This is a genomic window from Hylemonella gracilis ATCC 19624 (assembly GCF_000211835.1).
GTDB classification, from domain to species: domain Bacteria; phylum Pseudomonadota; class Gammaproteobacteria; order Burkholderiales; family Burkholderiaceae_C; genus Hylemonella; species Hylemonella gracilis.
In genome coordinates this window covers 78,400-103,003 of record NZ_AEGR01000109.1, presented here as the reverse complement: position 1 = coordinate 103,003, position 24,604 = coordinate 78,400, and the positions used below count along the sequence as shown (strand labels likewise).

General features: G+C 63.8%; 25 protein-coding genes. 13 read left to right on the top strand and 12 right to left on the bottom strand.

Annotated features, from left to right (window positions below; genetic code table 11):
- Positions 1 to 46 precede the first annotated feature (46 nt).
- The 11 genes from flgL to HGR_RS16320 all read right to left on the bottom strand — a co-directional run bounded on the left by flgL (position 47) and on the right by HGR_RS16320 (position 11,856).
- On the bottom strand, positions 47 to 1,426 hold the full coding sequence (gene flgL / locus HGR_RS16370) for a flagellar hook-associated protein FlgL (RefSeq protein WP_006299505.1): 1,380 nt from the start codon (positions 1,424 to 1,426) through the stop codon (positions 47 to 49).
- 91 nt (positions 1,427 to 1,517) lie between these two features.
- A complete protein-coding gene (gene flgK, locus HGR_RS16365) occupies positions 1,518 to 3,623 on the bottom strand; it encodes a flagellar hook-associated protein FlgK (RefSeq protein ID WP_006299503.1) in 2,106 nt (701 codons plus the stop codon).
- A gap of 62 nt (positions 3,624 to 3,685) precedes the next feature.
- Positions 3,686 to 4,663 (bottom strand): flagellar assembly peptidoglycan hydrolase FlgJ, encoded by a 978-nt coding sequence (gene flgJ, locus HGR_RS16360; RefSeq protein WP_006299501.1) that lies wholly within the window; start codon positions 4,661 to 4,663, stop codon positions 3,686 to 3,688.
- Between the two features lie 13 nt (positions 4,664 to 4,676).
- Positions 4,677 to 5,807 (bottom strand): flagellar basal body P-ring protein FlgI, encoded by a 1,131-nt coding sequence (locus tag HGR_RS16355; RefSeq protein WP_006299499.1) that lies wholly within the window; start codon positions 5,805 to 5,807, stop codon positions 4,677 to 4,679.
- 28 nt (positions 5,808 to 5,835) lie between these two features.
- Positions 5,836 to 6,552 (bottom strand): flagellar basal body L-ring protein FlgH, encoded by a 717-nt coding sequence (locus HGR_RS16350; RefSeq protein WP_006299498.1) that lies wholly within the window; start codon positions 6,550 to 6,552, stop codon positions 5,836 to 5,838.
- Positions 6,552 to 7,331 (bottom strand): flagellar basal-body rod protein FlgG, encoded by a 780-nt coding sequence (gene flgG, locus HGR_RS16345; RefSeq protein ID WP_006299497.1) that lies wholly within the window; start codon positions 7,329 to 7,331, stop codon positions 6,552 to 6,554. The genes HGR_RS16350 and flgG overlap by 1 nt, the downstream gene beginning before the upstream one ends.
- 64 nt (positions 7,332 to 7,395) lie before the next feature.
- Positions 7,396 to 8,136, bottom strand: coding sequence for a flagellar basal body rod protein FlgF (locus HGR_RS16340; protein ID WP_006299496.1), 741 nt, complete (start codon positions 8,134 to 8,136; stop codon positions 7,396 to 7,398).
- Positions 8,137 to 8,504: 368 nt separating this feature from the next.
- The gene (locus HGR_RS16335) at positions 8,505 to 10,043 is read right to left on the bottom strand and encodes a flagellar hook protein FlgE (RefSeq protein WP_006299495.1); all 1,539 of its coding nucleotides are present in this window, start codon (positions 10,041 to 10,043) and stop codon (positions 8,505 to 8,507) included.
- A gap of 119 nt (positions 10,044 to 10,162) precedes the next feature.
- Complete coding sequence (locus tag HGR_RS16330; protein WP_006299494.1) at positions 10,163 to 10,876, bottom strand: flagellar hook assembly protein FlgD; 714 nt, start codon at positions 10,874 to 10,876, stop codon at positions 10,163 to 10,165.
- A 41-nt stretch (positions 10,877 to 10,917) separates the two neighbouring features.
- Positions 10,918 to 11,328, bottom strand: coding sequence for a flagellar basal body rod protein FlgC (gene flgC, locus HGR_RS16325; protein WP_006299493.1), 411 nt, complete (start codon positions 11,326 to 11,328; stop codon positions 10,918 to 10,920).
- A gap of 42 nt (positions 11,329 to 11,370) precedes the next feature.
- Positions 11,371 to 11,856: a flagellar basal body rod protein FlgB gene (locus tag HGR_RS16320; protein WP_006299492.1), complete on the bottom strand. Its 486-nt coding sequence runs from the start codon at positions 11,854 to 11,856 to the stop codon at positions 11,371 to 11,373.
- 209 nt (positions 11,857 to 12,065) lie between these two features.
- On the opposite strand from HGR_RS16320, the gene flgA reads away from it, so the two are divergent.
- Positions 12,066 to 12,932, top strand: coding sequence for a flagellar basal body P-ring formation chaperone FlgA (gene flgA / locus HGR_RS16315; RefSeq protein ID WP_006299491.1), 867 nt, complete (start codon positions 12,066 to 12,068; stop codon positions 12,930 to 12,932).
- 14 nt (positions 12,933 to 12,946) lie between these two features.
- Here the strand turns inward: flgA and HGR_RS17910 are convergent, their stop codons facing one another.
- Complete coding sequence (locus HGR_RS17910) at positions 12,947 to 13,192, bottom strand: hypothetical protein (protein ID WP_237701430.1); 246 nt, start codon at positions 13,190 to 13,192, stop codon at positions 12,947 to 12,949.
- On the opposite strand from HGR_RS17910, the gene flgM reads away from it, so the two are divergent.
- The 12 genes from flgM (at position 13,178) to HGR_RS17905 (ending at position 24,584) form a co-directional block, all read left to right on the top strand.
- On the top strand, positions 13,178 to 13,516 hold the full coding sequence (flgM, locus tag HGR_RS16310) for a flagellar biosynthesis anti-sigma factor FlgM (RefSeq protein WP_006299490.1): 339 nt from the start codon (positions 13,178 to 13,180) through the stop codon (positions 13,514 to 13,516). The two genes, HGR_RS17910 and flgM, sit on opposite strands and share 15 nt — an antisense overlap.
- A gap of 214 nt (positions 13,517 to 13,730) precedes the next feature.
- Positions 13,731 to 14,105 carry a hypothetical protein gene (locus tag HGR_RS16305; protein ID WP_006299487.1) on the top strand — a complete coding sequence of 125 codons (375 nt, stop codon included), beginning with the start codon at positions 13,731 to 13,733 and terminating at the stop codon, positions 14,103 to 14,105.
- A 272-nt stretch (positions 14,106 to 14,377) separates the two neighbouring features.
- Positions 14,378 to 14,710 carry a flagellar transcriptional regulator FlhD gene (gene flhD, locus HGR_RS16300; RefSeq protein WP_006299486.1) on the top strand — a complete coding sequence of 111 codons (333 nt, stop codon included), beginning with the start codon at positions 14,378 to 14,380 and terminating at the stop codon, positions 14,708 to 14,710.
- 33 nt (positions 14,711 to 14,743) lie between these two features.
- Positions 14,744 to 15,280 (top strand): flagellar transcriptional regulator FlhC, encoded by a 537-nt coding sequence (gene flhC, locus HGR_RS16295; protein WP_006299485.1) that lies wholly within the window; start codon positions 14,744 to 14,746, stop codon positions 15,278 to 15,280.
- A 251-nt stretch (positions 15,281 to 15,531) separates the two neighbouring features.
- Complete coding sequence (gene motA / locus HGR_RS16290) at positions 15,532 to 16,389, top strand: flagellar motor stator protein MotA (RefSeq protein WP_006299484.1); 858 nt, start codon at positions 15,532 to 15,534, stop codon at positions 16,387 to 16,389.
- Between the two features lie 67 nt (positions 16,390 to 16,456).
- Positions 16,457 to 17,413, top strand: coding sequence for a flagellar motor protein MotB (gene motB / locus HGR_RS16285; RefSeq protein ID WP_006299483.1), 957 nt, complete (start codon positions 16,457 to 16,459; stop codon positions 17,411 to 17,413).
- A 112-nt stretch (positions 17,414 to 17,525) separates the two neighbouring features.
- Positions 17,526 to 17,918: a chemotaxis response regulator CheY gene (gene cheY, locus HGR_RS16280; RefSeq protein WP_006299482.1), complete on the top strand. Its 393-nt coding sequence runs from the start codon at positions 17,526 to 17,528 to the stop codon at positions 17,916 to 17,918.
- 2 nt (positions 17,919 to 17,920) lie between these two features.
- A complete protein-coding gene (locus HGR_RS16275) occupies positions 17,921 to 18,619 on the top strand; it encodes a protein phosphatase CheZ (RefSeq protein ID WP_006299481.1) in 699 nt (232 codons plus the stop codon).
- A 128-nt stretch (positions 18,620 to 18,747) separates the two neighbouring features.
- The gene (locus HGR_RS16270) at positions 18,748 to 20,001 is read left to right on the top strand and encodes an EscU/YscU/HrcU family type III secretion system export apparatus switch protein (protein ID WP_006299480.1); all 1,254 of its coding nucleotides are present in this window, start codon (positions 18,748 to 18,750) and stop codon (positions 19,999 to 20,001) included.
- Positions 19,998 to 22,100, top strand: a complete 2,103-nt coding sequence (gene flhA / locus HGR_RS16265; protein WP_006299479.1) for a flagellar biosynthesis protein FlhA — start codon at positions 19,998 to 20,000, stop codon at positions 22,098 to 22,100. The genes HGR_RS16270 and flhA overlap by 4 nt, the downstream gene beginning before the upstream one ends.
- Entirely contained in the window at positions 22,097 to 23,737 is a 1,641-nt protein-coding gene (flhF, locus tag HGR_RS16260) for a flagellar biosynthesis protein FlhF (protein ID WP_006299478.1), read from the top strand. The genes flhA and flhF overlap by 4 nt, the downstream gene beginning before the upstream one ends.
- The gene (locus HGR_RS17905) at positions 23,730 to 24,584 is read left to right on the top strand and encodes a hypothetical protein (RefSeq protein ID WP_006299477.1); all 855 of its coding nucleotides are present in this window, start codon (positions 23,730 to 23,732) and stop codon (positions 24,582 to 24,584) included. Before flhF ends, HGR_RS17905 begins: the two co-directional genes overlap by 8 nt.
- The last annotated feature ends 20 nt before the right edge of the window (positions 24,585 to 24,604 follow it).

Here is a 24,604-nt window from a genome sequence, read left to right as displayed (position 1 = left end):
AAGGTCGGACAGCGCTCGCAGGGTTGGAGTGGGGCGGACCGCGGGGTCAGCTGATGAAGTTGAACAGCGAGAGCCGCTGGACTTGCGCGTACGTCTGCAGCGCGGCCTGGTAGCCGACTTGCATGTTCTGCATGTCCGAGATGCCCTTGATCATGTCCATGTCCTCGGCGCGTGAACGGTCGGCGGCGAGTTGCAGGGTCTTGTCGCCCTGCGTGGTTTCGATGATGTCGGTGCGGTTGAGCAACACCCCCGCCTCGCTGCGTGCCGAGGACAGGCGCTCCTTGCCACTGTCGAGCTGCGTGAGCGCCACGGCCAGGTCTTGCGACAGCTGGTAGCCGTTGGCGGCGCCATCGATCGCGGCGATCGCGTCGTCCAGCACGGCGAAGAGGTCGGTGCGTTTGCTGGCCTGGATGCTCAAGGTGTCGCCGTCGGCGGGCTTGCCATTCGGCGTGATGGAGACGCCGTCGAAGATGATGTCTTGCCCCTCGGTGTAAGGCTGGTCGGACGCCACGGCGACGGCCGCCGCGCCGGTGGGGTCGGCGATGGGGTCGTAGCGGTAGACGTCATACGTCACGACGGCGGGCAGCGTCCAGTTGTCCGGATTGGTCGAGACGGGGGCGGGCTCGGCCAGTTGGGGCGTGACGTTGAAGCGGACGATGTAGTTGTTGCCGGTCAAGGCCGCGGGGTCCACCACTTGGCCCACACCTGCCCAGACCTCGCCCTTATTGACCGTGTTCATGGTCTTGTCGTAGGTCCAGTCCGGGTCAGTCGGGCTGGCGGGCACGCCGGTGGTGAAGTTACCAATCAAGGCCGTCGGCGAGGTTGGGATCGTGCCCATGCCCAGGTCGGTGGTGAAGATGCCGTTGCCCGTGGGCACGTTCATCCAGACGGCCTGACCATCCATGGTGCCGGGCACGCTGACCAGGGTGCTGGCGCGGTTACCGGTGGTGCCGTTGAAGGTCACGCCAGTGACCTCGTCGGTGAAGGCCTGCGGCGCGCTGCCCAAGCCACCGAAGAGCGGAATGCCGTTGCTGTCTTGTTTGATGGCGTAGCCGAACAACTGGTCGCGCATGCCCTTGATTTCCAGCGCCAGGGCGGCGCGGTCGTCGGGAGTCAGGGCGCCATCACCCGCATAGACCAGTTTCTCTCGGATCTTCTGCAGCAGGTCCATGCTGTTGCCCAAAGTGCCCTCGGTCAAGGCGACCGTGTTGCGCTGCAGGTTGAGCGCACGCACTTCCACGTCCACGCGGGTCGAGCGCGTCATCGCGCGCTCGGCCTGGGCGGCACCCGTGGGGTCGTCGCTGCCACGCAGCACTTTCTTGCCCGCAGCCAGCTTTTCCTGCTGCTGGGACAGTTCAACCTGGCGCTGGGTCAGGATGCTGAGCGTGCGGTCGTAGGAGTTGGCGGTGCCAAGTCGCATGGCCATGGTGAGGTCCTTTCCGGTGGCGGGAGATGCCGAGTTTCAGTTTGGAGTATTTCGTGCCGTTATCAGTTCCGGGGGCAAGCAAGCTCGCACATCAAGCCTGCACGGAAGCAATCAGGGTGTCAAAGAGGGTCTGCGCCACCTGCATGGCCTTGCCCGCAGCCTGGTAGGCCTGTTGGAACTGCAGCAAGCGCGCGGCCTCCTCATCCAAGTTCACGCCGCTGATGGCGGTGCGGTCCTGCTCGATGCTGACGGCAATTTGTTCTGAAACTGCCGCAGTCTGCTTGGCACCTAGGGTCTTGGTGCCGATGTCGGCAATCAGGCTCGCGTATCCATCGGTCAGCGGAGCCTTGTCGAACAGCTTCATGTCCCGCAGATCCATCATGGCCTGCGCGTTCGCGGCGTCCAGCTGGGTGTAGGGGTTCGTCTTGACCGTGAAGCTGTCGCCGGGTTGCGGCACGCCCTTGAGCGTCAGCGACCAGCCCCACTCCGTGGTCGGGTCGAAAGGCAGGTTGGTGGTGCGACCGTCCGCCTCGATGGGGTTGCCCGGCGTGTAACTGTAAAGCTCACCTGCGGTGGCATTGGTCTGGTAGTCCACCACGGCGGCGTCATAGACCGGGTCGCCGGCCCTCAGGCCCGCCGTGATCGCCGCTTCGAGGGGCGAACCGGTGTAGTAGGCATCGTCCGTGCGGATGTATTGGGTGGACGTCAGGAAAACCAAGCTCACGTCCGGCCCGGGCGTGGTTGGCACGCTGCGCGTGGCCAGACCCGAGAGCGTGAGCGCCCCCTTGTTGTAGGAAGCCGCTTCGGCCGTGATGGGACGGGCCATGGCCAATTCCTTGGGCGACGTGAACGCCACGGTCAGGCTGCGCGATGCGGCAGAGTAGGGCGCAATCACGAAACGGTCGCCCACGGCGGGAACATCCGCGGCGGCGAAGGACAGGCGCAGGCCGTCGAATTCACCTTCCAGGTTGGTCGAGGCATTGGCCACGTTGTCGGCGAAGCTGACGGTCTGCTGCACGCCATCGGACAGACGGGTGACCACGGCCGTGAACGGCGCCGCGCCGGTGCTCGTGAAGGTGATCTCGTAGTTGCTGGCGAGAAAGTCCTGCATGCCGTCGGGCGTGCCGGTGCTGTCGTTCAGTGAGATGCCCACCGACAGGTTGTTCAAGGTGCCGGTGTTTTGCTTGGCGGAATAGGCGGCGGGCAGGCTGGCCAGGTTGAACAGTGGGTTGCCCGTCTTGCCATTCAGGTCCAGGCCCAGGGCCTGCTGGTTGTTCATCACGGTACCGATGGACAGGGCCATGCGGCCCAGCAGGTTCTCGGCCTGCACCAGATCTTCGTTGGAAAAGCGCAGCAGACCCGTGACCTCGCCGCCCCCCAGCAGACCGGTGTCGATCACGCGTTCCTTGCCATTGAAGGTGATCGCGAACTTGCGTTGATTCGGATTGTTGAAATCATCACTCACCAGCGCGACCGTGGACGCCGTGTTCCCCATCACCAGGGGCTGACTGCCTCCGACAAACAGGGTCAGTGAGCCATCGTCCGCCGTGACGCTGGAGGTTTGAATGTACTTGTTCAAGTCGCGCACCAACTGGTCGCGCTTGTCCATGAGGTCGTTCGGCGTGTGGCCGCTGCCCAGGGCCTGCGTGATCTGCTTGTTCACCGCGGCGATTTGCTGGGACAGGTTGTTGATCGCGGCGATGTCCACGTCCAGCTGTTGGTTGACGCCGATGCGCAGCTCGTTGATGGACTCGGCCGTGGATTGGAAGCGATTGGACAGCTCCTCGGCGCGCGCCAGCGTGACGCCTCGGGCGGTCAGGTCGGTCGGCGCGTTGGCGATGTCGGAAAAGGAGTTGAGCAAATCGCTGACCGATGCACCCAGACCGCTTTCGCCACCGGGGAACAGGCTCTCGAGCTGCTGCATGTAGGTGGAGCGCACGCTGTCACCCGCGGCCACCGACTTGGTGGTGGCGGCCTGGCGGGTCAGGAACGTGTCGTAAATCCGGGTGACCGTCGAGATCTCGACCCCCTTGCCGTAGTAGCCGGTGCCCATGTATTGGCCGGGGATGGACTTGAGGATCGCCTGCTGGCGCGAGTAGCCTTCCGTGTTGACGTTGGCAATGTTGTTGCCAATCACGTTCAAGACGTTCTGGTTGGTGGTCAAAGCGCTGGCGCTGATGCTGAGGAGGCTGCTCATGGCGGGTTCCTGGTTTCTCAGTGAAAAATCTTAGGCTGTTTTCCTGTGTCGCGCTGCGTGAATCACATGCGGCGCTGCAGGAGCAGGGTGGTGTTGATGGCGCGGCTGAGTTTTTCAGCGTATTGCGGGTCGGTCGCGTAACCGGCGTCTTGCAGGCCTTGTGTCCAATTCTGGACGGACTCGACACCGTCTGGCGTGTCGGCTTGCAGGGCTTGGTCGCGCGCGTCGGCGTAACGCGGGCTGTTGCCAATCAGGCGCGCGAAGTCGCGGTAGGACTCCGCGTAGGAATCGTAGGCGCGGAATTTCGCCGTCACCTTGCGTGGCGAGCCATCGACGTATTCCGTCGTGGTGACCTCGGCGACCTTGCCGGTCCAACCCGCACCGGCCTTGATGCCGAACAGGTTGTGCGAGTTGCTGCCGTCGGCCATGCGGATTTCACGGCGGCCCCAGCCGGTTTCGTGACCGGCCTGACCGAGCAGGTAGCTGGCGGGCAGGCCGCTGCTGCGTTCAACCTGCTTGGCCATGTCGGCGTGCTGCATCACGAAATCGCGCGCGGCCTCTGGGATGCGGGCGGCGGGAATCAGCGGCTCGGCCTGCGCCGCCTCGATCGGCGCGGCCGACGCCGTGGACGGGGCCGCGAGCGCCGCCGCTTGCGCGGCCTTGGCCGCGTTCAAGCTTGCCGCCCCAGGCGGGGCATCCATGGAAGCGGTCGCACCGGTGTCATTCACGTTCATCTGACGCATGAGTTGCTTGGCGATCAGCTCGCTCAGGCCACCCGGCATGCCACTCATCTGCAGCGCGTACTGCTCGTCCAGCATGTTCGTGCCCATGTCTCCCATGGGGCTGTCGAGCATGCCGCTGCTCATGGTGGTCTCGCGCATGCTCTTCATCAGCTCGCGCATGAAGAGAGCCTCGAACTGCTTGGCGGCCTCGCGGATGGTTTGCGGCGTGTTCGCCTGGCCGGCCTGGTATTTCAGGCGGTCCAGGCTGGAGCCGTCAACGGCCAGCGCTTGCGAATTGGAAACCAGGTCGGCACTCATGGTCGAAGGCCTTTCAGATCACCTCAAGCTCGGCGTTCAGAGCGCCCGCCGCCTTGATGGCTTGCAAAATCGCCAGCAGGTCTTGCGGGGTCGCGCCCAGGGCGTTGAGCGCGCGCACCACTTCCTGCAAGGTCGGCGACCCCGGCACGTTGATCAGGTTGCCGGGCTCCTGCGTGACCTGGATGCTGGCCTGCTCGGTCACCACGGTCTGGCCTTGTGACAAGGGCGCGGGTTGGCTGATCACGGGTGTGCTGTTGATGCTGACCGACAAGTTGCCATGCGCAATGGCGCAAGGCCCCAGCGTCACGGCCTGATTCAGCACGATGGAGCCCGTGCGGGAGTTGATGATGACCTTGGCGGCGGGCGTCGTGTCCTGCACATTCAGCTCTTCCATCTGAGCCAGGAAGGCGATGCGATCGTTGGGTGCAGTCGGAGCGCGAACGTCGATGGAGCGGCCGTCCATGGCGTTGGCCACGCCGGTGCCAAAACGTTGGTTGATGGCTTCGGCCACGCGCGAGGCGGTCAGGAAATCGTCCGAATTCAGCGACAGGCGCACGCTGCCGCCTTCCATCAGGGGCGTGGGCACCGAGCGTTCCACCAGCGCGCCACCCGGCACGCGGCCGGCGCTGAGGTGGTTGATCTGCACGCTGCTGCCAGCGGCGGAGGCGCCCGCCCCAGCCACCACCAGGCTGCCTTGGCCCAGGGCGTAGATTTGGCCATCCGCGCCGCGCAGCGGTGTCGCCACCAGCGTTCCGCCCTTGAGCGACTTGGCGTTGCCCAATGACGACACGGTGATGTCGATGCGCTGGCCGGGGCGTGCAAAGGCCGGGAGCTCGGCCGTGACCAGCACGGCGGCGACGTTCTTGAGTTGCAGGCGAGACGCCAGGGTGGGGTCCAGTGTGATGCCCAGTTGCTGGAGGTAGTTCGCCAGCGTCTGCGAGGTGTAGGGCATCTGCGTCGTCTGGTCGCCCGTGCCGTCCAAACCGATCACCAGGCCGTAGCCCGTGAGCTGGTTGCTGCGCACGCCTTCGATGGAGGCGACTTCCTTGATGCGAGCCGCATGGGCGGTGGAGTACAGGCCGACAAGCGCGGCGGCGCCGAGCAGCAGCGCGGCTGGGCGGAGGAGACGGGACAGTGTGTTCATGGCGCGGGCCTCGAGGTTCTCGACGGGATCAGAACGGCGACAAGGTATGGAAGAAGCGCGTCAGCCAACCGACGGTCTGCGCTTCGTATTGCGGACCGCGGCCCCTGGACTCGACACGAACGTTCGCCACATTGGTGGAAAGCACGACGCTGCCAGGCTGGATCGCCAGCGGATCGACGGTGCCCGTGAAGCGCAGCACGTCCACGTTCTGGTTCAGACCGATCTGCTTTTCGCCGACCACGACCAGGTGGCCGTTGGGCAGGACTTCGGAGACGATGGTGGTGATCGAGCCCGAGAACGTGTTGGTGGCCGAGGTGCCGCCCTTGCCCGAGAAATCAGACTTGTTTTCCGCGCCGATGTCGAACTTGCCCAGCGTGCCGCCCGACAGGCCCGGAACGGCCGTGATGCCACCGCTGATGCTGCCGCTGCGGTTGGCCGTCGAACTGGATTGCTGGCTCGCCGAGACGTTCTCGACGATGCGGATCGTCACCGTGTCGCCCACTTGGCGGGCGCGGCGGTCCTCGAAACCCACCCGGTAGGTGGCCGATTGGAACAAGCTCCCGCTGGCCGGACCGGCGGGGATGGTCTGAGACGGATAGGCCGCCATGGTCGGGGTCGCGAAATCCACTTTGGCGGGTTGCGGCGCCGTGACCGTGCAGCCCGCGAGGAGGACCGCGCCGAGCGCGAAAGACAACGCGCCAAGACGCGCCACATGCGGCGTCAGAGTGGAAATGAGTTGTTTCATCACAGCTGTCCCAGCTTTTGCAGCATTTGGTCCGAGGTCTGGATGGCCTTGGAGTTCATTTCATAGGCGCGTTGGGTCTGGATCATGGTCACCAGTTCCTGCACCACATTGACGTTGGAGGACTCCAGGTAGCCCTGCATCAGCTTGCCGATGCCGTTGGCACTGGGCGCGCCCGTGTTGGGCGTGCCGCTGGCGGCGGTCTCGGCGAACAGGTTCTGTCCCTTGGCTTCCAGGCCGGCCGGGTTGATGAAGGTGGCCAGGGTGATGTTGCCGATGGTTTGCGCCACCGTTTGCCCGGGCAGCTTGGCCGTGACCGTGCCATCGTCGGCAATGGACAAATCGCTCGCGTTCGGGGGGATCACGATGCCGTCGGCCAGCGGCAGGCCGTTCGAGGTGACCAGAGCGCCCGTGGCGCTGATCTCCAGCGCGCCGTCCCGCGTGTATTGGGTGGTGCCGTCGGGCATGGACACCTGGAAGAAGCCGTTGCCATTGATGGCCACGTCCAGCGGACGGCCTTGAACGAGGTTGCCCTGGGTGTAGTTGCGGCTGGTGGCGACCGCGCGCGCGCCCAGACCGACTTGCAAGCCCGTGGGGAGGTTGGTCTGTTCGCTGCTGGGGGAGCCCGCGGTGCGCAGGTTCTGGTACATCAGATCCTCGAACACGACGCTCGAGCGCTTGAAGCCATTGGTGGACGAGTTGGCCAGGTTGTTGGAGATGGTGTCCAGCTGACGTTGCTGGGCTTCCATGCCGGTCTTGGCGATCCACAGGGAGTTGAACATGGCGTCTTCCTTCTAGATTCGGTTGAGGGGTGAGCGTCTTGGTGCCACGGAGCAAGGGTCCGCGTCAGCCTTCCAGGCTCAGCAGCTTGGCGGCGCTGCGGTCATCGGATTCAGCGGTCTGCAGCATGCGCATCTGCTGCTCGAACTGGCGCGCGGTCTGGATCATTCCCACCATGGTTTCCACGGCATTCACGTTCGAACCTTCCAGCACGCCCACGTCCATGCGGGCGTTGGTGTCGCTCGGCAGCTGCCCGCCGGAAACCGGACGAAACAGGCCATCGTCACCGCGCTTGAGTCGGTCTTGCTCGGTCGGCGTGGCCAACTTGATGCGGCCCAGCGTGGTGGGGGGTTGGCCCGCGCTCTGCGCGCTGATCGTGCCGTCGGAGCCCAGGCTGACGACCGCGTTCTCGGGCACGGTGATCGGGCTGCCGCCGTCGGACAGCAGCGGCAAGCCGTTGCTGGTCTGCAGAACACCTTGGGGGGAGACTTCGAAGCTGCCGTTGCGGGTGTAGGCCTCGCCGCCATCGAGCCCCTGCACCGCGAACCAGCTGCTTTGCTGCGGCATCGCGTCCAGATCGCGGCCCGTGCGCATCGACGGCCCCGGCGCATCGCGCTGGCCAGCCGTCGCCTCCAAGGCGAACACGCGGGTGGTCGCGCCCTCGCCGCGCAGGGGCACCGCGCGGTAGGTGGACAGCTCCGCTCGGAAGCCGTTGGTCGAGACATTGGCCAAGTTGTTGGACAGCACCGATTGCCGATGCTGCGCGGCATTGGCCCCGGTCATGGCGGTGTAAATGATGCGGTCCATAAGTTCGAGCCTTTCAAATAGGGGCGGGGCAAGGAAGCCAGATCAAAGGAATCCAAAGGCCATCCTTTTCGCCTCGTGCAGGGGATTGTGGAAAAACTTGAGGTCCGGGGCGAGGGAATAAGAGGGTAAAAGGCGCGGTAATTGGGCGCTTTGGGGCTTGCCAGGGTGGGGGTCTTGAATTAAGCGGACCCAGGCATCGAGCCTGTTGCGTTTGCGCCCGACGGAGCAAAAAAAAACCGCTGGCAGGGCCAGCGGTGGGGAAAGGAGATCTGCTTTTTCTTAGTATGGGCCGCGCGCTGCCAGGTGACGCCATCACCCGGCGGCGCACGGAATTGGAAAGAAACCACGCGGAAAAACCGCGGGATTCCTTACCGCATATTGACCAGGGTCTGCATGACCTGATCCTGTGTCTTGATGGTCTGCGCGTTGGCCTGGTAGGTGCGTTGCGCCGTCATCATGTTGACCAACTCCTTGGTGAGGTCCACGCTGGACTCTTCTAGCGCACCGGAACGCAGCTCACCCAGGTTGCCCTCGGTGGGGCCGCCGAAGATGGGCTGGCCGCTGGCTTGGGTCTCGATCCATTCGCCGTTGCCGGTGGGTGACAAGCCTTGCACGTTGCGGAAGTTGGCCAGCGCCAACTGGCCGAAGGCCTGGGTTTCGCCGTTCGAGAAGCGGGCGGTGATGATGCCGTTGTCTTCGATCTTCAGGCCCACCATGTCGCCAGGCGGGTAGCCGTCCTGCGACAGGTCACCGGCCGTAAAGCGCGTGTTGTGTTGGACGATGCCGGACAGATCGATCGAGATATTGCCCGTGCCGTTCAGACCAATGGTGGTGACATTGGGTGAGGGTGGCAGCGTGACATTGATGATCATCGAGGCGTTGGTCGAGCTGGTGGTCGTACCACCGACCGCGCCATCGGGATCAATGGTGCCGACGTCAACCGAGTAGTCTGCAAAGGCCAAGGCGGTGTTGTTGTTGGCGTTGGTCAGATCGAGGGCCGCGAACGTGGTGGGCAGCGTTGCGATGGCCGTGCCTGCGGGATAAGTGACGGCGTTGATGGTGATGGCCGTGGACGTGTTACCCGTGCCATCGTTCAACTTGTTCCAGTTGTTGACAGTGATGTCGGCTTGAGGGCCTGTCGCGGGCAGAGCGCCCGATGCCGTGCTCGTGGTGTAGCTGGCGCGCAGCGAGCCATCGGTGTTGAATTCCAACAGACCCAGCTGACTTTGGTTCGCGCCAGCGTCGCCGTTGTCCGAGTCGGTGTAGACCTGCCAGACGTTGGGTGCGACCTTGCGGAAATAGAGTTCCACCGGGACTTCATTGCCCTGCGAGTCATAGTTGGTGATGGCCGTGCCAAAGCGCGCCAGCGAGGTGCTGGGAGTGGACTGGTTCCAGACCGTGGCGGCTGAATCCAGGGTGAACTTCGAAGCCGTGATCGCCGTGGTCTGGTTGGCGGCGATACCTTGGCTCGTGGGCATGCGCATGGGTTGCAGCGTGACGCTGGTGCGATTGCCTGCCGGGTCCGTGGGGAAACCCATGACTTGGGCGCCGGTGTTGGTGACGACGTAGCCCAGCGGATCCAGCTTGAATTCACCGGCACGCGAATAGGCCCTGGAACCGTCTTGCAACTGCAGCGCGAAGAAGCCGCTGCCATTGATGGCCACGTCCAGGTCGTTGTTCGTGATGGCGATGTTGCCTTGCGTGAACTGCTGGCTGACGGTGGAAACCTCCACGCCGATGCCGATGGTGCCCGCGCCCGAGGCGCCGATGGAGGACGCGAACACATCACCAAACTCCGCGCGACCCGACTTGAAGCCGGTGGTGTTGGCGTTGGCGATGTTGTTGCCGATCACGTCCAAGCTGCGGCTGGATGCGTTCAGGCCGGAGAGACCTTGTTGGAAGCCCATGGTGTGTTTCCTTCGTGGGGGTGAAAAAGGGGGTGAGGGGAGGAATAGCTGGCGCGCAGTTCAGGGGTTCGTGCCGTGGGTTTCTCGGGTGACGTCCAGACGTTGCGCGTGGAAGACTGTTAGAGAATCGCCAGGACGTCGCTGTAGTTGACGCTCGCTGCTCCGATGAGGTCGATCTTCATCATCCCGTTGGACATGCCGACCGACTGCACGTAGTGGCGCGCATAACCCGTGGCCTCGACCGTGGCGCTGCCGTTCGTGGCCACGACACGGAAGCTGGGTGCACCAGAGCCGGTGTAGTCGGTCGCGTCCCAGGTGAAGTAATGCCGCCCCTCAGGCAGCGCACCCGCGTCGATGGTGTCAATCACTTCGCCGGAGGGACTCAGGATCTCGACCGTGACTTTGTCGGCCGTGCCGCCGAGGTCGATGGCGCCGTTGGCGTAGCGGATCGTCTCGGTATCGCCTTCTTCCGCGTCTTCCGCGGTGCTTGGACGCGTCCCTTCGTTGATCGAGAGCGTGGTGTCGGCGACCATCACCTCTCGGCCCACGAGCGCCGTGCCCTGCAGCACCTGCATGGACGTGAACTGGTTGCCCAGGTTTTTCACCGTTTGATTCAGGTTCTCGATGCCGGTGACGGTGTTGATCTGCGCCATCTGACTGGTCATCTGGGCGTTGTCCATCGGATTGAGCGGATCCTGGTTGCTGATCTGGGCGACCAACAGTTTCAGGAAACGGTCCTGCATCTCCGCCGAGTCCGTGCTGGAGCTGGTCGTGGTGGTGGTGCCCTTGTTGACCAAGCTATTGATGTAGTTGGTGCTGTCTACGGAAGCCATGGGTGTTCCTTCGCGGGGGTGTCAGGTCCAGGGGGGGCGGCTCACTGGCCCATTTGCAGCGTCTTGAGCAGCAGTGTCTTGGCGGTGTTCATCACCTCGACGTTGTTCTGGTACGAGCGCGAGGCCGAGATCATGTTGACCATCTCCTCCACCGGGTTGACGTTGGACTGGTTCACATAACCGTCCGCGTCAGCGGAGGGGTGCGTGGGCTCGTAGGTCCGGCGCGCGGGCGCTTGACTCTCCGTCACCGCGTTGATCTTCACGCCGGCCGCGCCGGGCGTGGCTTCGTCAAAGGGCAGGGTCTCGAAGACGACCTGCCGTGCCTTGTAGAACTGGCCATCCGGACCGGCGACGGCATCCGCGTTGGCGAGGTTGGAGGCGACCACGTTGAGGCGTTGGGCCTGGGCGCTGATGGCGCTGCCGGACACGCCGAAGATGGAAAACATGGACATGGCGATCTTCCTAGTCGTTCAGGTGAGTGGGTGCGGAGTCCGTTACTGACCCTGGATGGCGCTCAGGATGGTCTTGGAATAACCATTGATGAAGCGCAGGGTGGATTCGTAGCGGATGGAGTTGTCCACGAAATTGCTGCGTTCGCGGTCCATGTCAACGGTGTTGTTGTCCATGGCGGGTTGAATCTGGTCGCGGTAGCCCATGCCGTCGTCGCCCAGGCCGCCTTGTCCGGTGCTCCGGGGCAGCGGAATGTGACGGGGATCGGTGGCACCCGCGACGGCCGGGGTGTTGCCAGGGGCATAGGTACCGGCCGCGGTGCCCGAGATGTTGAGCGTCGAGGGTTGCGTCAGCTTGGCATCCGTCTGCCCCAGAGCCTCCTGCATGGCGGACTTGAAGTCGAAGTCACGCGCCTGGTAGCCGGGGGTGTCGCCATTGGCGATGTTGCTGGCGATGGTGCGCTGACGTTCGGAGCGCAGCACCAGGGCCTTCCCATGGAAGTCCAGCGTGCCGGTCAATTTGTCGAGCATGGCGTGCGCCCTTTCATTCAGTTCAGCCTTGCATGAGCGGTGTCAGGTCGCCATTGCGAGTGCCTGAACCACCGGGTGCGACAAATTGTGGGGAAACTTGATGGTGCGTTTGATGGGAATAAGCGGGTGAAAGCGGCTTATTTGGCGGCTTTGTCTTGGGCTGCCATCCCTATAGTCATCCGCATTCAGGACGATATGAAGTGCCCATCATGAATTCACCCAGGTATGCGTTTGAGGCCTTGCGGCGCTGGACCTCGCAGGCTGTGGAGTTCGCCTCCAAGGCAGGCGGACTGACCCGCGTGCTCGTGCGCCGCGGCCCCGCCGCGGCGGCATGGCTGTCCTGGCTGTCGCTGGGCTTGGCCATGCTGGTGATGGGTTGGTCCGTCCCGGTGCACGCTTCTCAGCAAACGGTTGTGAATCCGACGTACCGCGTCAACAGCGAGGCGGATTTGCCGTACGTGGCCCAGCACTGGCTGGAACGCAATCTGCCGGTGTTGTCGGCGCGCGAATCCGAGCGCGGTCCGCGCGTCCGCCTGCAGGCCCAACTTGGCCGCCTGGACGGACGCTTGCGTCTCGCCCCTTGCGCTGAAGTGGAGGTCTACACCCCGACACGTCTGTGGGGCAATAGCAATCTGGGCATGCGCTGCGTCCAAGGCGCCACGCGTTGGAGCGTGACCTTGCCGGTTCAGGTGCAGGTCATGGGTTCGGCCTGGGTGCTGCGCGCGAATGTTCCCGCAGGGCAGGCCGTGACGGATCAGGACCTTGAGCGGCGTGAAGTGGATTTGGCGGAAGACAACAGTCCGGTGCTGGCCACCGATGCCTGGGAGGGTCAGGTCACTTCGCGCGGCTTGCGTGCAGGCCAGACCCTGCGTCAGAACATGTTCCGGGCCGCCAAAGTCTTCACCAGCGGCGCGCAGGTGCGTGTGCTGGTCCAGGGCAGCGGGTTTCAGATCAGTGCCCCGGGGCGTGCCTTGTCGGTGGGCGTTGTCGGCCAGCTGGCCCAGGTGCGAATGGAAAACGGGCGAGTCATGAATGCCACGGTCGTGGATGCGCGCACGGTTCGGGTCGAAATCTGAAGAATTGAAGGCCCTCAGGGTAGCACCAAATAGGTGCATAAAAATTGTGTCAGGGCCTTGGTGGCCACGGGAAAAACGAGAAATGCGCTCAGCGCATCGGAAAAGCGAGCGGAAAACCGCCTTGTTGCTTGCATGAAGGGGCTAAAGTTGCGCCGGTCCACGCCGATAAGATTGGCACGGGACGGAATGGCTACTTCCCAGCCCCGAACAGGACTACAGGCAAATAAGGCTTTTTGGAGTAAATGATGAAAGTCGGTCAAGGCGCAGCAGATCCGCTGCTCAAGGTGACGCCCCAGGCGGCCCAGCCCGCCAAGAAAGAAGCGGCGGCGAAGGAAGCGGTGAGCGTGTCTACCCAGGGTGCGACGTCCGCCGCCCAAGGCAGCGTGTCGGTGACGGTGTCGTCGTCCGTGCGCGCCCTGGAGCAGCTGCGCGGCACGGGTGAGGCCGCGGACATCGACACGGACAAGGTCCGCGCGGTTCGCGATGCGATTGCAAACGGCACGTACGTGGTGAATGCCGAGGCCATCGCTGACAAGCTGTTGTCTGGCGCCGAGGAGTTCCTCGCGCCCCGCAGCGTGCACTGATTCCCTGACGTGAGTTTCCAGGCGCGCGGGGGTGCGCGCCGAGGTTGAAAAACCAGCCACCGTAGCCGGGTGGACACCCCCAAAAGAGTAAGAGTCCTTCAAGCCTTCGACTTCGTGATCCCGGTCCCGGAGTTTTTTTGCAAATGCCTGTAGTGCCGTGCGCCTGACCTTGCGTCACGCGTTCGGCATCCTTGATTCAAAAGGAGCCTGTTCCATGATTTCCTACGCGGATTACGAAAAACCCCTCGCCGAGATCGAGATGCTCTGCGAAGCTGTTTCCCAAGCCCTGCTCGGCGGTGCCAGTTTGGAGCAGCTCGAGAGCGCCAGCGCGTCCCTGCGCGAGGCGTCGGTGGCCTTCGCCGCCTTCACTGAAAAGCACAAAGTGCTGGTGCATGGTGGCACGGAGCTGCGTGCCCGCATGAAGCGCATCGTGACTCTGATCCATTTGCAACGCGAAAGTCTGTTGCGCTTGGCGGCCCAGGCCGAGCGCAGCCTGCATACGCTGATCCCGGGCATGGCTGAGCAGAAAAACGTCAGCTACGAGCCGCTGGGCCGCGCTACGTCGACGCACCGCGGCTTCGGGGGTTAAGCCTTCGGCGGGGGCGTGTCCGCCCAGGGGGCGGTGCTGGCCGCATTTCACAGACCCTGCAGCCAATAGGCCGGGGTAGCGAGGAATTGAGGTGCTTCGAGCCCTCAATTCCTTTTTTCATGCGCTTGACGGACTTGTAGGATTTTGCCTGACACGCCGCTGCCGGTCTTTCTCGCAGCAAGTGCAGAAGGTGACTGATTCAAGTTTCCTGCGCGGGGATCAGAATCAGGTCCAACGCCAAACGCAAGAAATGCGCTGTAAAGGAGCCCCAAATGACTGAAGAACAACTGAACGCCGAAATCCGCGAGTCCAACCTGACTTACCTCATGTTGGCGCAGAGCCTGATCCGGCGTGACAAGGCGGACGCCCAATTCCGCCTGGGGCTGTCCGAGGAATCGGCCAACCTGCTCGCCATGATGTCGCCCGCCCAGATCTCCAAGATCGCGTCGAGCCCCATGCTGTTGTGCCGCTTCCGCATGGACGACGAGGTCGTGTGGAGTTTGCTGACCAACCACAACACCAGCAAAGTGGACAACCCGGCCACGACGCGTCTGCACGCCAGCATTCTGATGGCGGGCCGGCACGCGGAAGCCACTGGCGCCTGAGCGTCTTCTCATCAACCAGGCTGGGAACACCTCATGAGCACCGTCAAAAGCGTCCTGAACGAATCGCGCCAGATCGAACGTGCCGTCGCCCTGATCAAGCTGGGCGCGCGCTTGCAGGTTCTGGAGAGCGAAACAGATTTGTCCTACGAGCGCCTGCTGCGCCTCTACAAGGAGGTTGCCGGCAAGTCGCCCAGCAAGGGACAGTTGCCGTTCTCGACCGATTGGTTCCTGACCTGGCAGCCCAACATCCACTCCTCGCTCTTCCTCAATATCTATGAGTACCTGAGCAAGGCCAGCAGCATCGAAGACATCGATGCGGTGATGAAGGCTTATCGCCTGTATGAAGAACAAATGAAGGCCTTGGAGATGGAGCCGCTGTTGTCCATCACCCGTGCCTGGCGGCTGGTGAAATTCATCGACAACAACATGCTGGCCATGACACGCTGCTCCAAGTGCGGGGGGCATTTCGTCTCCGAGGCCCACGAGAATGCGCGCAACTATGTGTGCGGCCTGTGCGAACCTCCAGCGCGCGCCGGCAAGGGCAGCACGGCGGGCATTCAGTTGCATTGAGCGATGGGAGCGCAGGGGCGGACGTGTTGCTGAAACTCAGCGTTTCACCGCATTGAAGCCCCATGCGCCCACACCGGTCGAGACGGGGATTCCGTAAACCGGGCTCGCCGGTTTTGCAACAGAAGTTTGCAAAAGACTCGGTACAAGGGGCAGTTTTCCACGCTTTTGCGTGTGCTGACTTGGGCGCTATCCCCTAGAATGGCCCGAGTTACATATTTCTCCCCCTTTCTCACTACCCTAGCCGCCCACCCATGATTGTCATCATCGGTTACGCCGTTGCCATGCTTGCTATCTTCGGGACCTTCGTCCTGCATGGCGGCAACGTCGGCATCCTGCTGGAAGCTCTTCCCTTCGAAATGGCCACCATTTTCGGTGGTGCGCTCGGCGCCTTCGTGGCGGGCAACCAGCCCAAGGTGCTGCGTGCCACGATGGCCCAGGTGCCGACGGTGCTCAAGGGTTCCAAGTACACCAAGGAGCGCTACATGGACCTCATGGCGCTGCTCTACGACATCCTGCAAAAGGCCCGCAAGGAAGGCCTGATGGCGATTGAAAAGGATGTGGAAGAGCCCCATGAGTCTCCGCTGTTCCAGGCGCACCCCATCGTCGGAAACGACCACCATGTCGTTGAATTCACCACGGATTACCTGCGCATGATGGTCTCGGGCAACCTGAACGCCCATGAGATCGAGACCCTGATGGACAGCGAGATCGATACCCATCACCAGGAGGCGCATGCGCCGGCGATGGCCGTTCTTCGGCTCGCGGGCGCCCTGCCCGCCTTCGGTATCGTGGCCGCCGTGCTGGGCGTGGTGAACACCATGGGCTCCGTGGGACAGCCGCCGGCCATCCTGGGGGGCATGATCGCTTCCGCCCTGGTCGGAACCTTCCTGGGCATCATGTTGGCCTACGCCATCTTCGAGCCACTGGGTACCTTGCTGGAGCAGAAGGCTGCGGACGGCACCAAGGAATTGCAGTGCATCAAGTCCACCTTGCTGGCCAGCATGCAGGGCTACAACCCCGCGACCGCCATCGAGTTCGGTCGCAAGGTGCTGTTCTCAACCGAGCGTCCCGGCTTCCTGGAGCTGGAAGCGCATGTCCGCAAGAAGTGATCCGCGAACCGGCGCAAGCGCGGGACGGGGCCTGTCAGTGACCAGGGTGAAAGGCTAAGGGGAAATCATGGCCACGGATGCCAAGAAACTTCAGCCCATCATCATCAAGCGGGTGAAGAAGGGCGGCCATGGTGTCCATGGCGGTGCTTGGAAGATTGCCTATGCCGACTTCGTGACGGCGATGATGGCCTTTTTCCTGCTGATGTGGCTGTTGGGTTCCACCTCCAAGGGGGACCTCAAGGGGCTGGCGGATTATTTCCGTGCTCCGCTCAAGGTGTCCATGGTGGGCGGCAATGGCTCAGGCGCCAGTTCGTCGATCATGCCGGGTGGCGGCGCGGACCTCACGCTGACCGCAGGCCAGCATCCTGAGGATGCCTCCGCGGCGGACAAGCGACGGCGTGCCGAAACCGCTCGCCGTGACGCGCAGCGGCTGGCTGCGCTCAGCGCCAAGATCAGCGCCGCGATCTCCAATAATGCGCAATTGCGTCGGTTCAGCCGCCAGATTCAGCTGGAGAGCACGCCCGACGGCCTCAAGATTCAGATCGTGGATGAGCAGGGGCGCCCCATGTTCACCACGGGCAATGCCGCCGTGCAGCCCTACATGCGTGACATCCTGCGCGAGATTGGCGCGGCGCTCAATGGCGTCGAAAACAAAATCAGTCTGGACGGCCACACCGATGTGACGCAGTATGGCAACCAGGGGCGCAGCTACAGCAACTGGGAACTGTCGGCGGATCGGGCCAACGCGGCTCGGCGCGAACTGGTCGCTGCTGGCATGCCCGAGGACAAGTTGTTGCGCGTGACGGGCCTGGCGGCCAGTAATCTGCTGGTGCCCGACAACCCGACTGCCCCCGCCAACCGGCGCATCAGTATCATGGTCTTGACCAAGGAGGCGGAGGAGCGCCAGTTGGGCATCAACCGTGAGGCGGTCGAGCCCGGGGAGCGGGGCGCCGCGTCGGGACAGGCGGTGGACCCGGCGTTGGTCGCCGCCCCTGCGCTGGTGGCTCCGGGAGGCTCGCGGTAAGCCGCGGGCTGTACGAAGAGATGCGTGGGCTTGGGCCGGGCATGGAACTTGGCGATAATCTGCCGCAATAAGAACCGAAAGCAAGACTGAAAGGCATAGAAAGGCTCAACGTATGGCCAACAACCCATTGCGATTCCTAGTGGTTGACGATTTTTCGACCATGCGCCGTATCGTTCGCAACCTGCTCAAGGAAAGCGGCTTTTCCGAGGCCGACGAAGCGGAAGACGGTGTGGTGGCGCTGCAGAAATTGCGCGCCCTTCCTTTTGATTTCGTGGTCAGCGACATCAACATGCCGAACATGAACGGCTTCCAATTGCTCGCCGAAATCAAGCGGGACGAGAAGCTGAAGCACATCCCGGTGCTGATGGTGACCGCCGAGGCCCGCAAGGAAGACATCGTGCTCGCCGCCCAACAAGGTGCGGCGGGTTACATCGTCAAGCCTTTCACAAAGGCCGTGCTCGAGGAAAAGCTGCACCACATCCTCAAAAAATCAGGGTTGCAATAACCATGAACAACCATTCCGCCACACCTGACTCGGGGGACATGACCTTCGAGGCCCTGGAGGTCGTCCATCACAAGCTGGGGTTGTTGACGCGCCAGTTGCACGACGCCCTGCAGGGGCTGGGGTTGGCGGAAAAACTGCATGGCTCGGCGATCGAATTGCCGGATGCCCGTTCGCGCCTCACCTACATCGCCAAGCTCACCGGCGAAGCGGCGGAAAAGGTGCTCAACCGCGTGGATCAAGCCAAGAGCCAGAACGACCATGTGGTGGCGCAGACCAAGCACATGATCGCCCTGCTGGCTTCCGATCCGGTGGCGGCCGTGGCCAAGGGCCACGTCATGAACTTCCTGACCGACCTGGAAAAGACCAACACCGATCTGGACCAGCATCTCACGGAAATCATGATGGCCCAGGATTTCCATGACCTCACGGGGCAGGTGATTGCGCGCGTCCTCAATCTGGCCTCCAACATCGAGGATCAGCTGGTCGCCTTGCTGATCCAGACGGCACCCGCGGATGTCCAGGAGCGTCTGAAGCAGCAGACCGAGCAGATGGAGGCCGAAAAAGAGGCCGCCGCCAAGGCGCCTCTGACGCCCGAGACCGTCAAGCTGGGCGGTCCCGTGGTCGATCCAGAAAAAATGGCCAGCGAAGTGGTCACCGATCAATCGCAAGTGGACGATCTGCTGGCCAGTTTGGGGTTCTGAGCGAGGCCTCGCGCTCGTCCGGGATTCACCGGATCAAGGGGAGAAAAAGCCGGAAACACCCGGCTTTTCTTGTTTTAGGTGGCAGGGCTGCGGCCCACAATGGCGTGGACTTTTAAGCACGTGCCACCATGGAATCCAGCAGTCAGGACCGAAATCTACCCGCGTCGCAGCGCAAGCTGCAACGCGCGCGGGAGGATGGACAGGTCCCTCGTTCCCGGGATTTCAGCCACTTGGCCGTGCTGGGGGGTGGCGCGGTCACCCTGGTCCTCACCGCGCCTTGGATTTACAGCGCCTTGCGGGAGTCGCTGGCGCGCCATCTGTCGTTCAGCGCCGCCGACGTCCGTGATCCCAAGTTCATGCTGGATCACCTGCACACCATGACGCTGACCGGCGCGGGCATCAGCCTGGGCATCGCCGTCATCATCGTGGCGATTGCCGTGGTGGCCACGCTCGCGGGCGGGGGGTGGGTCTGGACCACCACGCCTCTGGCACCCGACTTCAGCCGCATCAACCCGATCAAGGGTTTGCAGGGCATGTTCACCAAGAAGAAGCTGGCCGAGGTGGTCAAGCTCGCTTTCATCGCCTTCTTCGTCTTGGCCCTGGCCGCTGTTTTCATCTACTACACCCTGCCGTCGATCTCGACACTGGTGTTGCAGCCCTCGACGGCCGGCATCGAGCGCATGCTCAACTGGCTGGTCATGGGGTGCGGATTGCTGTTGGCCGTGGTCTTGCTGGTGGCCCTGATCGACCTGCCCCTGCAGATCTTCCTGCACAAGTCCGAGCTCAAGATGTCCTTGCAGGAAATGAAGGACGAGCACAAGGACATCGAGGGCAACCCCCAGATGAAGAGCCGTCGTCGCCAGAAGCAGCGTGAATTGGCCCAGCGCCAAAGCCTGCCCAAGGTGCCGCAGGCGGACTTCGTGCTGATGAACCCCACTCACTACGCCGTCGCGGTGAAGTACGAGGAAAAGTCAATGGCGGCGCCGCGCGTGGTGTCCAAGGGCGCGGACTTGCTGGCGATGAAGATCCGCGACCTGGCCAAGGCCCATCAGGTGCCCGTGTTGCAATCCCCCGTGCTGGCGCGCGCCTTGTATGCGCATGCCGAGCTGGACCAGGACATCCCTTCCACGCTGTACACGGCCGTGGCCCAGGTGCTGGCCTATGTCTACCGTCTGAAGGCCGCCCTGCAGGGCAGAGGCCCCATGCCAGGGGACATGCCGCAACCGGTCGTGCCGCCTGGCATGGACCCGCAAGATTCCCGTGCGGCCCAAGCCGCCTACGCCGCCAGCGTCGCGGCCAAGGCCAAGGCCGCGAAAGCTGCCGCCGCCGAAACAGCTGGCGTCGCCCGTACCGAACCCATTTCCTCCGTTAGAGCCACATGAACCCGCTGATCCAACAACTGCAGCAGCGTTTTGGGCGTCACGCCGCGATGATTCAGGGCGTCGCGGCGCCGCTTTTTGTCGTCGCCGTGCTGGCGATGATGGTGTTGCCGCTGCCGCCGTGGTTGCTGGACATCCTGTTCACCTTCAACATCGCCATCGCGCTGATGGTGATGATGGTGGCCGCCTACATGACCAAGCCGCTGGATTTCGCGGCTTTCCCCGTCGTGCTGCTGCTCACCACCTTGCTGCGCCTGTCGCTGAACGTGGCGTCCACCCGGGTGGTGTTGCTCGAGGGGCATACCGGCACCGGCGCCGCTGGCGCGGTGATCGAGGCCTTCGGGCACTTCCTGATCGGCGGCAACTTCGCGGTCGGTTTGATCGTGTTCGCGATCCTGGTGGTCATCAACTTCGTGGTGGTGACCAAGGGTGCCGAGCGTATCGCCGAAGTGTCCGCGCGGTTCGCCTTGGATGCCATGCCCGGCAAGCAGATGGCGATTGACGCCGACTTGGGCGCGGGCCTGATCGACGAGAAAGAAGCCAAGCGTCGCCGCCTGGAAGTCAGCGAAGAAGCGGACTTCTTCGGCTCCATGGACGGCGCTTCCAAGTTCGTGCGTGGCGACGCCATGGCGGGCATCTTGATCCTGCTGATCAACATCATCGGGGGCTTCGCCATCGGCATGGCCCAGCACGGCTTGAGCGCCAGCCAGGCGGCCAACAGCTACATCCTGCTGGCCATTGGTGACGCGCTGGTCGCGCAGATTCCGGGCTTGCTGATCTCCGTGGCCGCCGCCATGGTGGTGTCTCGCGTGGGCAAGGATCAGGATTTGGGCAAGCAGATCGGCAGCCAGATGCTGGTGTCCCCGCGTGCCATCGGCATCACGGCGGGTGTGCTGGGCCTGCTGGGCATGATCCCTGGCATGCCCAACCTGGTCTTCCTCGGCGTGGCCAGCCTGCTGGGCTATGCCGCCTGGGTACTCGCCAAGCAACCGCAGAAGGCCCAGGCCGAGGCCACTGCTGCCGCCGCGGCCGCCGCGGCAGCGGCAGCGCCCGGCGATGGCGAGGCCAGCTGGGACGATTTGCAACCGGTGGATCAACTGGGCCTGGAATTGGGTTACCGGCTCATCACGCTGGTGGACAAGAATCGCCAGGGCGACTTGCTCACCCGCATCAAGGGCGTGCGTCGCAAGTTCGCGCAGGAAGTTGGCTTCCTGCCGCCACCGGTCCACGTGCGCGACAACCTGGAACTCAAGCCCAGCGGCTACCGCATCAACCTGCGCGGCGTGGTGGTCGGCGAAGGCGAGGCCTTCCCCGGCATGTACCTGGCCATCAATCCCGGTGGCATCAGTACGCCCCTGATCGGCACGCCCGCCACCGATCCGGCCTTCGGCCTACCCGCGACATGGATCGACGAACGCCAGAAAGAAGCGGCGCAAATGGCCGGCTTTACCGTGGTTGATTCCGAGACCGTCATGGCGACCCATCTATCACACTTGATGCAGGTTCACGCCGCGCGTCTGCTCAGCCGTACTGAAACTCAGAATCTGGTGGAGCACGTGTCGCGGCAATTCCCGAAGCTCATCGAAGAAGTCGTGCCCAAAATGGTGTCCATCGCCGCGTTCCAGCGAGTCCTCCAGCTGTTGCTGGAAGAGGCAGTGCACATCCGCGACATGCGCACCATCGTCGAAACGATCGCCGAGCACGCCCCGTCCACGACCGATCCGGCCGAATTGGCGCGGCGCGTGCGGGTCGCCCTCTCGCCGGCCATCGTTCAACAGATTTACGGGCCGCAAAAAGAACTCAACGTCATCGCCATCGATCCGCCGCTGGAACGCCTGCTGGTGCAGGCGCTGGGCGGTGCCAACGGCCCAGCGCTCGATCCGGGCGTGGCCGACATGTTCGCCCGCAACGCGGCCGACGTGGCGATGAAGCAAGAAGAAACCGGTGTTCCAGCGTGCCTGCTGGTGCCCGACCCCATTCGCAATTCCATCGCCCGTCTGGTGCGCCGCGCCGCGCCCCGGATGCAAGTGCTGTCGCACAGCGAAATTCCTGAAACCCATTCCATTCGCATCGGACCGATCCTGAGAGGCGCCGCATCATGAGCATTCAACGATTCCATGCCCCGACCGCCCGCGAGGCGCTGGCCAAGGCACGCGCGGCTTTTGGCGAGGAAGCCATCATCCTGTCGAACAAGCCCACGGCGCAGGGCGGTGTGGAGGTGGTTGCCACCAATTCCACCACCCTGGCCGCACTCGACAAGGCCGCCGACAACGCCATGACCGCCGAAGACAGCGCTGAAAGCTCCACCTTTGGCTTCCTCTCGCGCCGCAAGGCCAATGCCGAAAAAGCCGCCAAGGAAGCTGCTCGCACCGCGCGCAACACCCGGGAAGAGCCTGAAGGTGACGTGCCCGAGCCGGCCGAGCGCGCGGAACGTGCGGCCCGCGCCGCACTGCGTGCCTCCCCGCGCAGCACGGTCGAGGAAGACGCCGACCAACTGGCGATGAGCACCCTGTCCTTCCAGGACTACGTGCGCGAGCGCGTGCTGCAACGCCGTCACGAGATGCGCCAGCACGAAGTACGTCAGGCTGCGCAGACTGCCCAGGGTGGAACCGCGATCAATGTCGGTGGCGCCGCGCCGCGCACCTATGCCGTGGTGCCTCCGGATGAGCCCGTGCAAGCGCCGCGCCGTGTCGCCGTGCAGCAAGCCGCGCCCGCGGCCACGGTGCCCGAGGGCCTGATGCACGAACTCAACGCGATGAAGGACCTCATCGAGGAGCGCTTCAGCACCCTGGCCTGGCTGGGCCAGGCCAAGCAGAACCCGGTGCGTGCCAATCTGACGCTCAAGCTGATCCGCGCGGGTTACTCGCCCAACCTCGCGCGCGCCGCGCTCGAGAAGATGCCCAACGACACCACGCCGGCTGAAGCCATGCGCTGGATGCTGGCCGTGCTTGAGCGCAACCTCAAGACCGACAAGAATGAACCGGCCCTGCACGAAGCGGGCGGCATCTATGCCCTCGTGGGCGCCACGGGCGTGGGCAAGACCACCACCGCCGCCAAGCTCGCCGCGCAATGCGCGCGTGATTTCGGCGCCGCCAGCGTGGGCCTGATCACCTTGGACAGCTATCGCATCGGCGCGCATGAACAACTGCGCACTTACGGACGCATGCTGGGCGTGGTTGCGCACATGGCGCACGACCAGAGCGCGTTGCAGGACCTGCTCGGTCTGTTGTCCAACCGCAAGATGGTCATCATCGACACCACCGGCGTCGCGCCGCGCGATCCGCGCAAGCGCGAAGTGTTGGACATGCTCGATCTGCCCGGCGTGCAGCGCCTCATGGTGCTCAACGCCGCCAACCACGGCGACGCGCAAGACGAGGCCGTGGCCTCGTTCCGCAGCAGCGGCGCGCAGCATGCCGTGCTGACCAAGACGGACGAAGCCGTCAAGCTGGGTCCGACCCTGGACGCGGCCATCCGTCACCGCTTGGTGCTGCGTGGCGTCAGCTGTGGCCAACGCGTGCCCGAGGATTGGGCGCGCGCCGACGCGGACCAACTGGTCAAGCTGTCGATGCGCTCCACGGGCCGTTCGGCGCACGATCCCCAGCTTGGTGATCTCGATCTGTATTTCACGCAAATGGAAGGTCGAGCTTCGAGCGTGCAGGGATTGGCCACGGTGCAGCAACCGGTGCCGCCGGCGGTGCGTCGTCCGGGTCCCGCGCACGGAGGAAACCTCCATGCTTGAAGTCGACAACCAGGCCGCTGGTCTGGCGGGGCTCGCGGTGGAATCCTCGCCGCGCATCGTGGCCCTGGCGGGCCACGAGGACGCGCGCAGCGAATTGCCCTTGTTGATGCAGCTGTGCGCGGCGTGGACGAACCTGGACTATCCGCTGGTCGTGCTCGACGCCCACGTGCGCGAGACGGACGAAGTGCCCGGGTTGACGCAACTGCTGCGCGGCGACGAAGATTTCTCCGCCGCCGTGCTCTCGAACAGCGCCACCACTTGGCCCATCGTGCCAGCGGCCCTGGGGTTCGAGCAAATGCTCGACGCTTCCGCCGCTGCGTCCAAGAAGACGGGGAAAACCGCCGCGAAGACGACCGACGCGGGGCAAGACCGCGCCCGGCAACTGGCGGCTCTTTTCCCCGGATATGAACTGATCCTGGTGTACGCGCCCGCCGCCGTCCTGGCTCAGGTCTGGCAGGGCAGTGGCCTGTCGCCGCTGCTGCCGGTTTCCGTGCAGGAATCGGCCTTGCTGTCGGCTTATCAGGCGCTCAAGCAGATGTTGAGTTTGGGCAAATTGCGGCCTACCATCGTGACCGTGATGCAAGACGCTGCCTTGACCACCCGCATGTCCGGCCACAACATCAGCCGCAATCTGCAGGAATGCGCGCGTGATTTCCTCGCGTGCGAGACGCCCGCGCTCACGGTGTGTCCGGACCGTCCGGAGGAAATGCAACGCCTGGCCCTGCGATCGCTGGAGTCGGGATTGCAACCCCAAGGCTGGGATTTGTCGTCCGTGCTCGCGCCGGCTTACGCCAGCACGTCCGGCGCGCGAACGGGCGCGTCGGCGGCTGCCGGGCAGGGGCGCTGAACGTGATCGAGGGAGCTTCG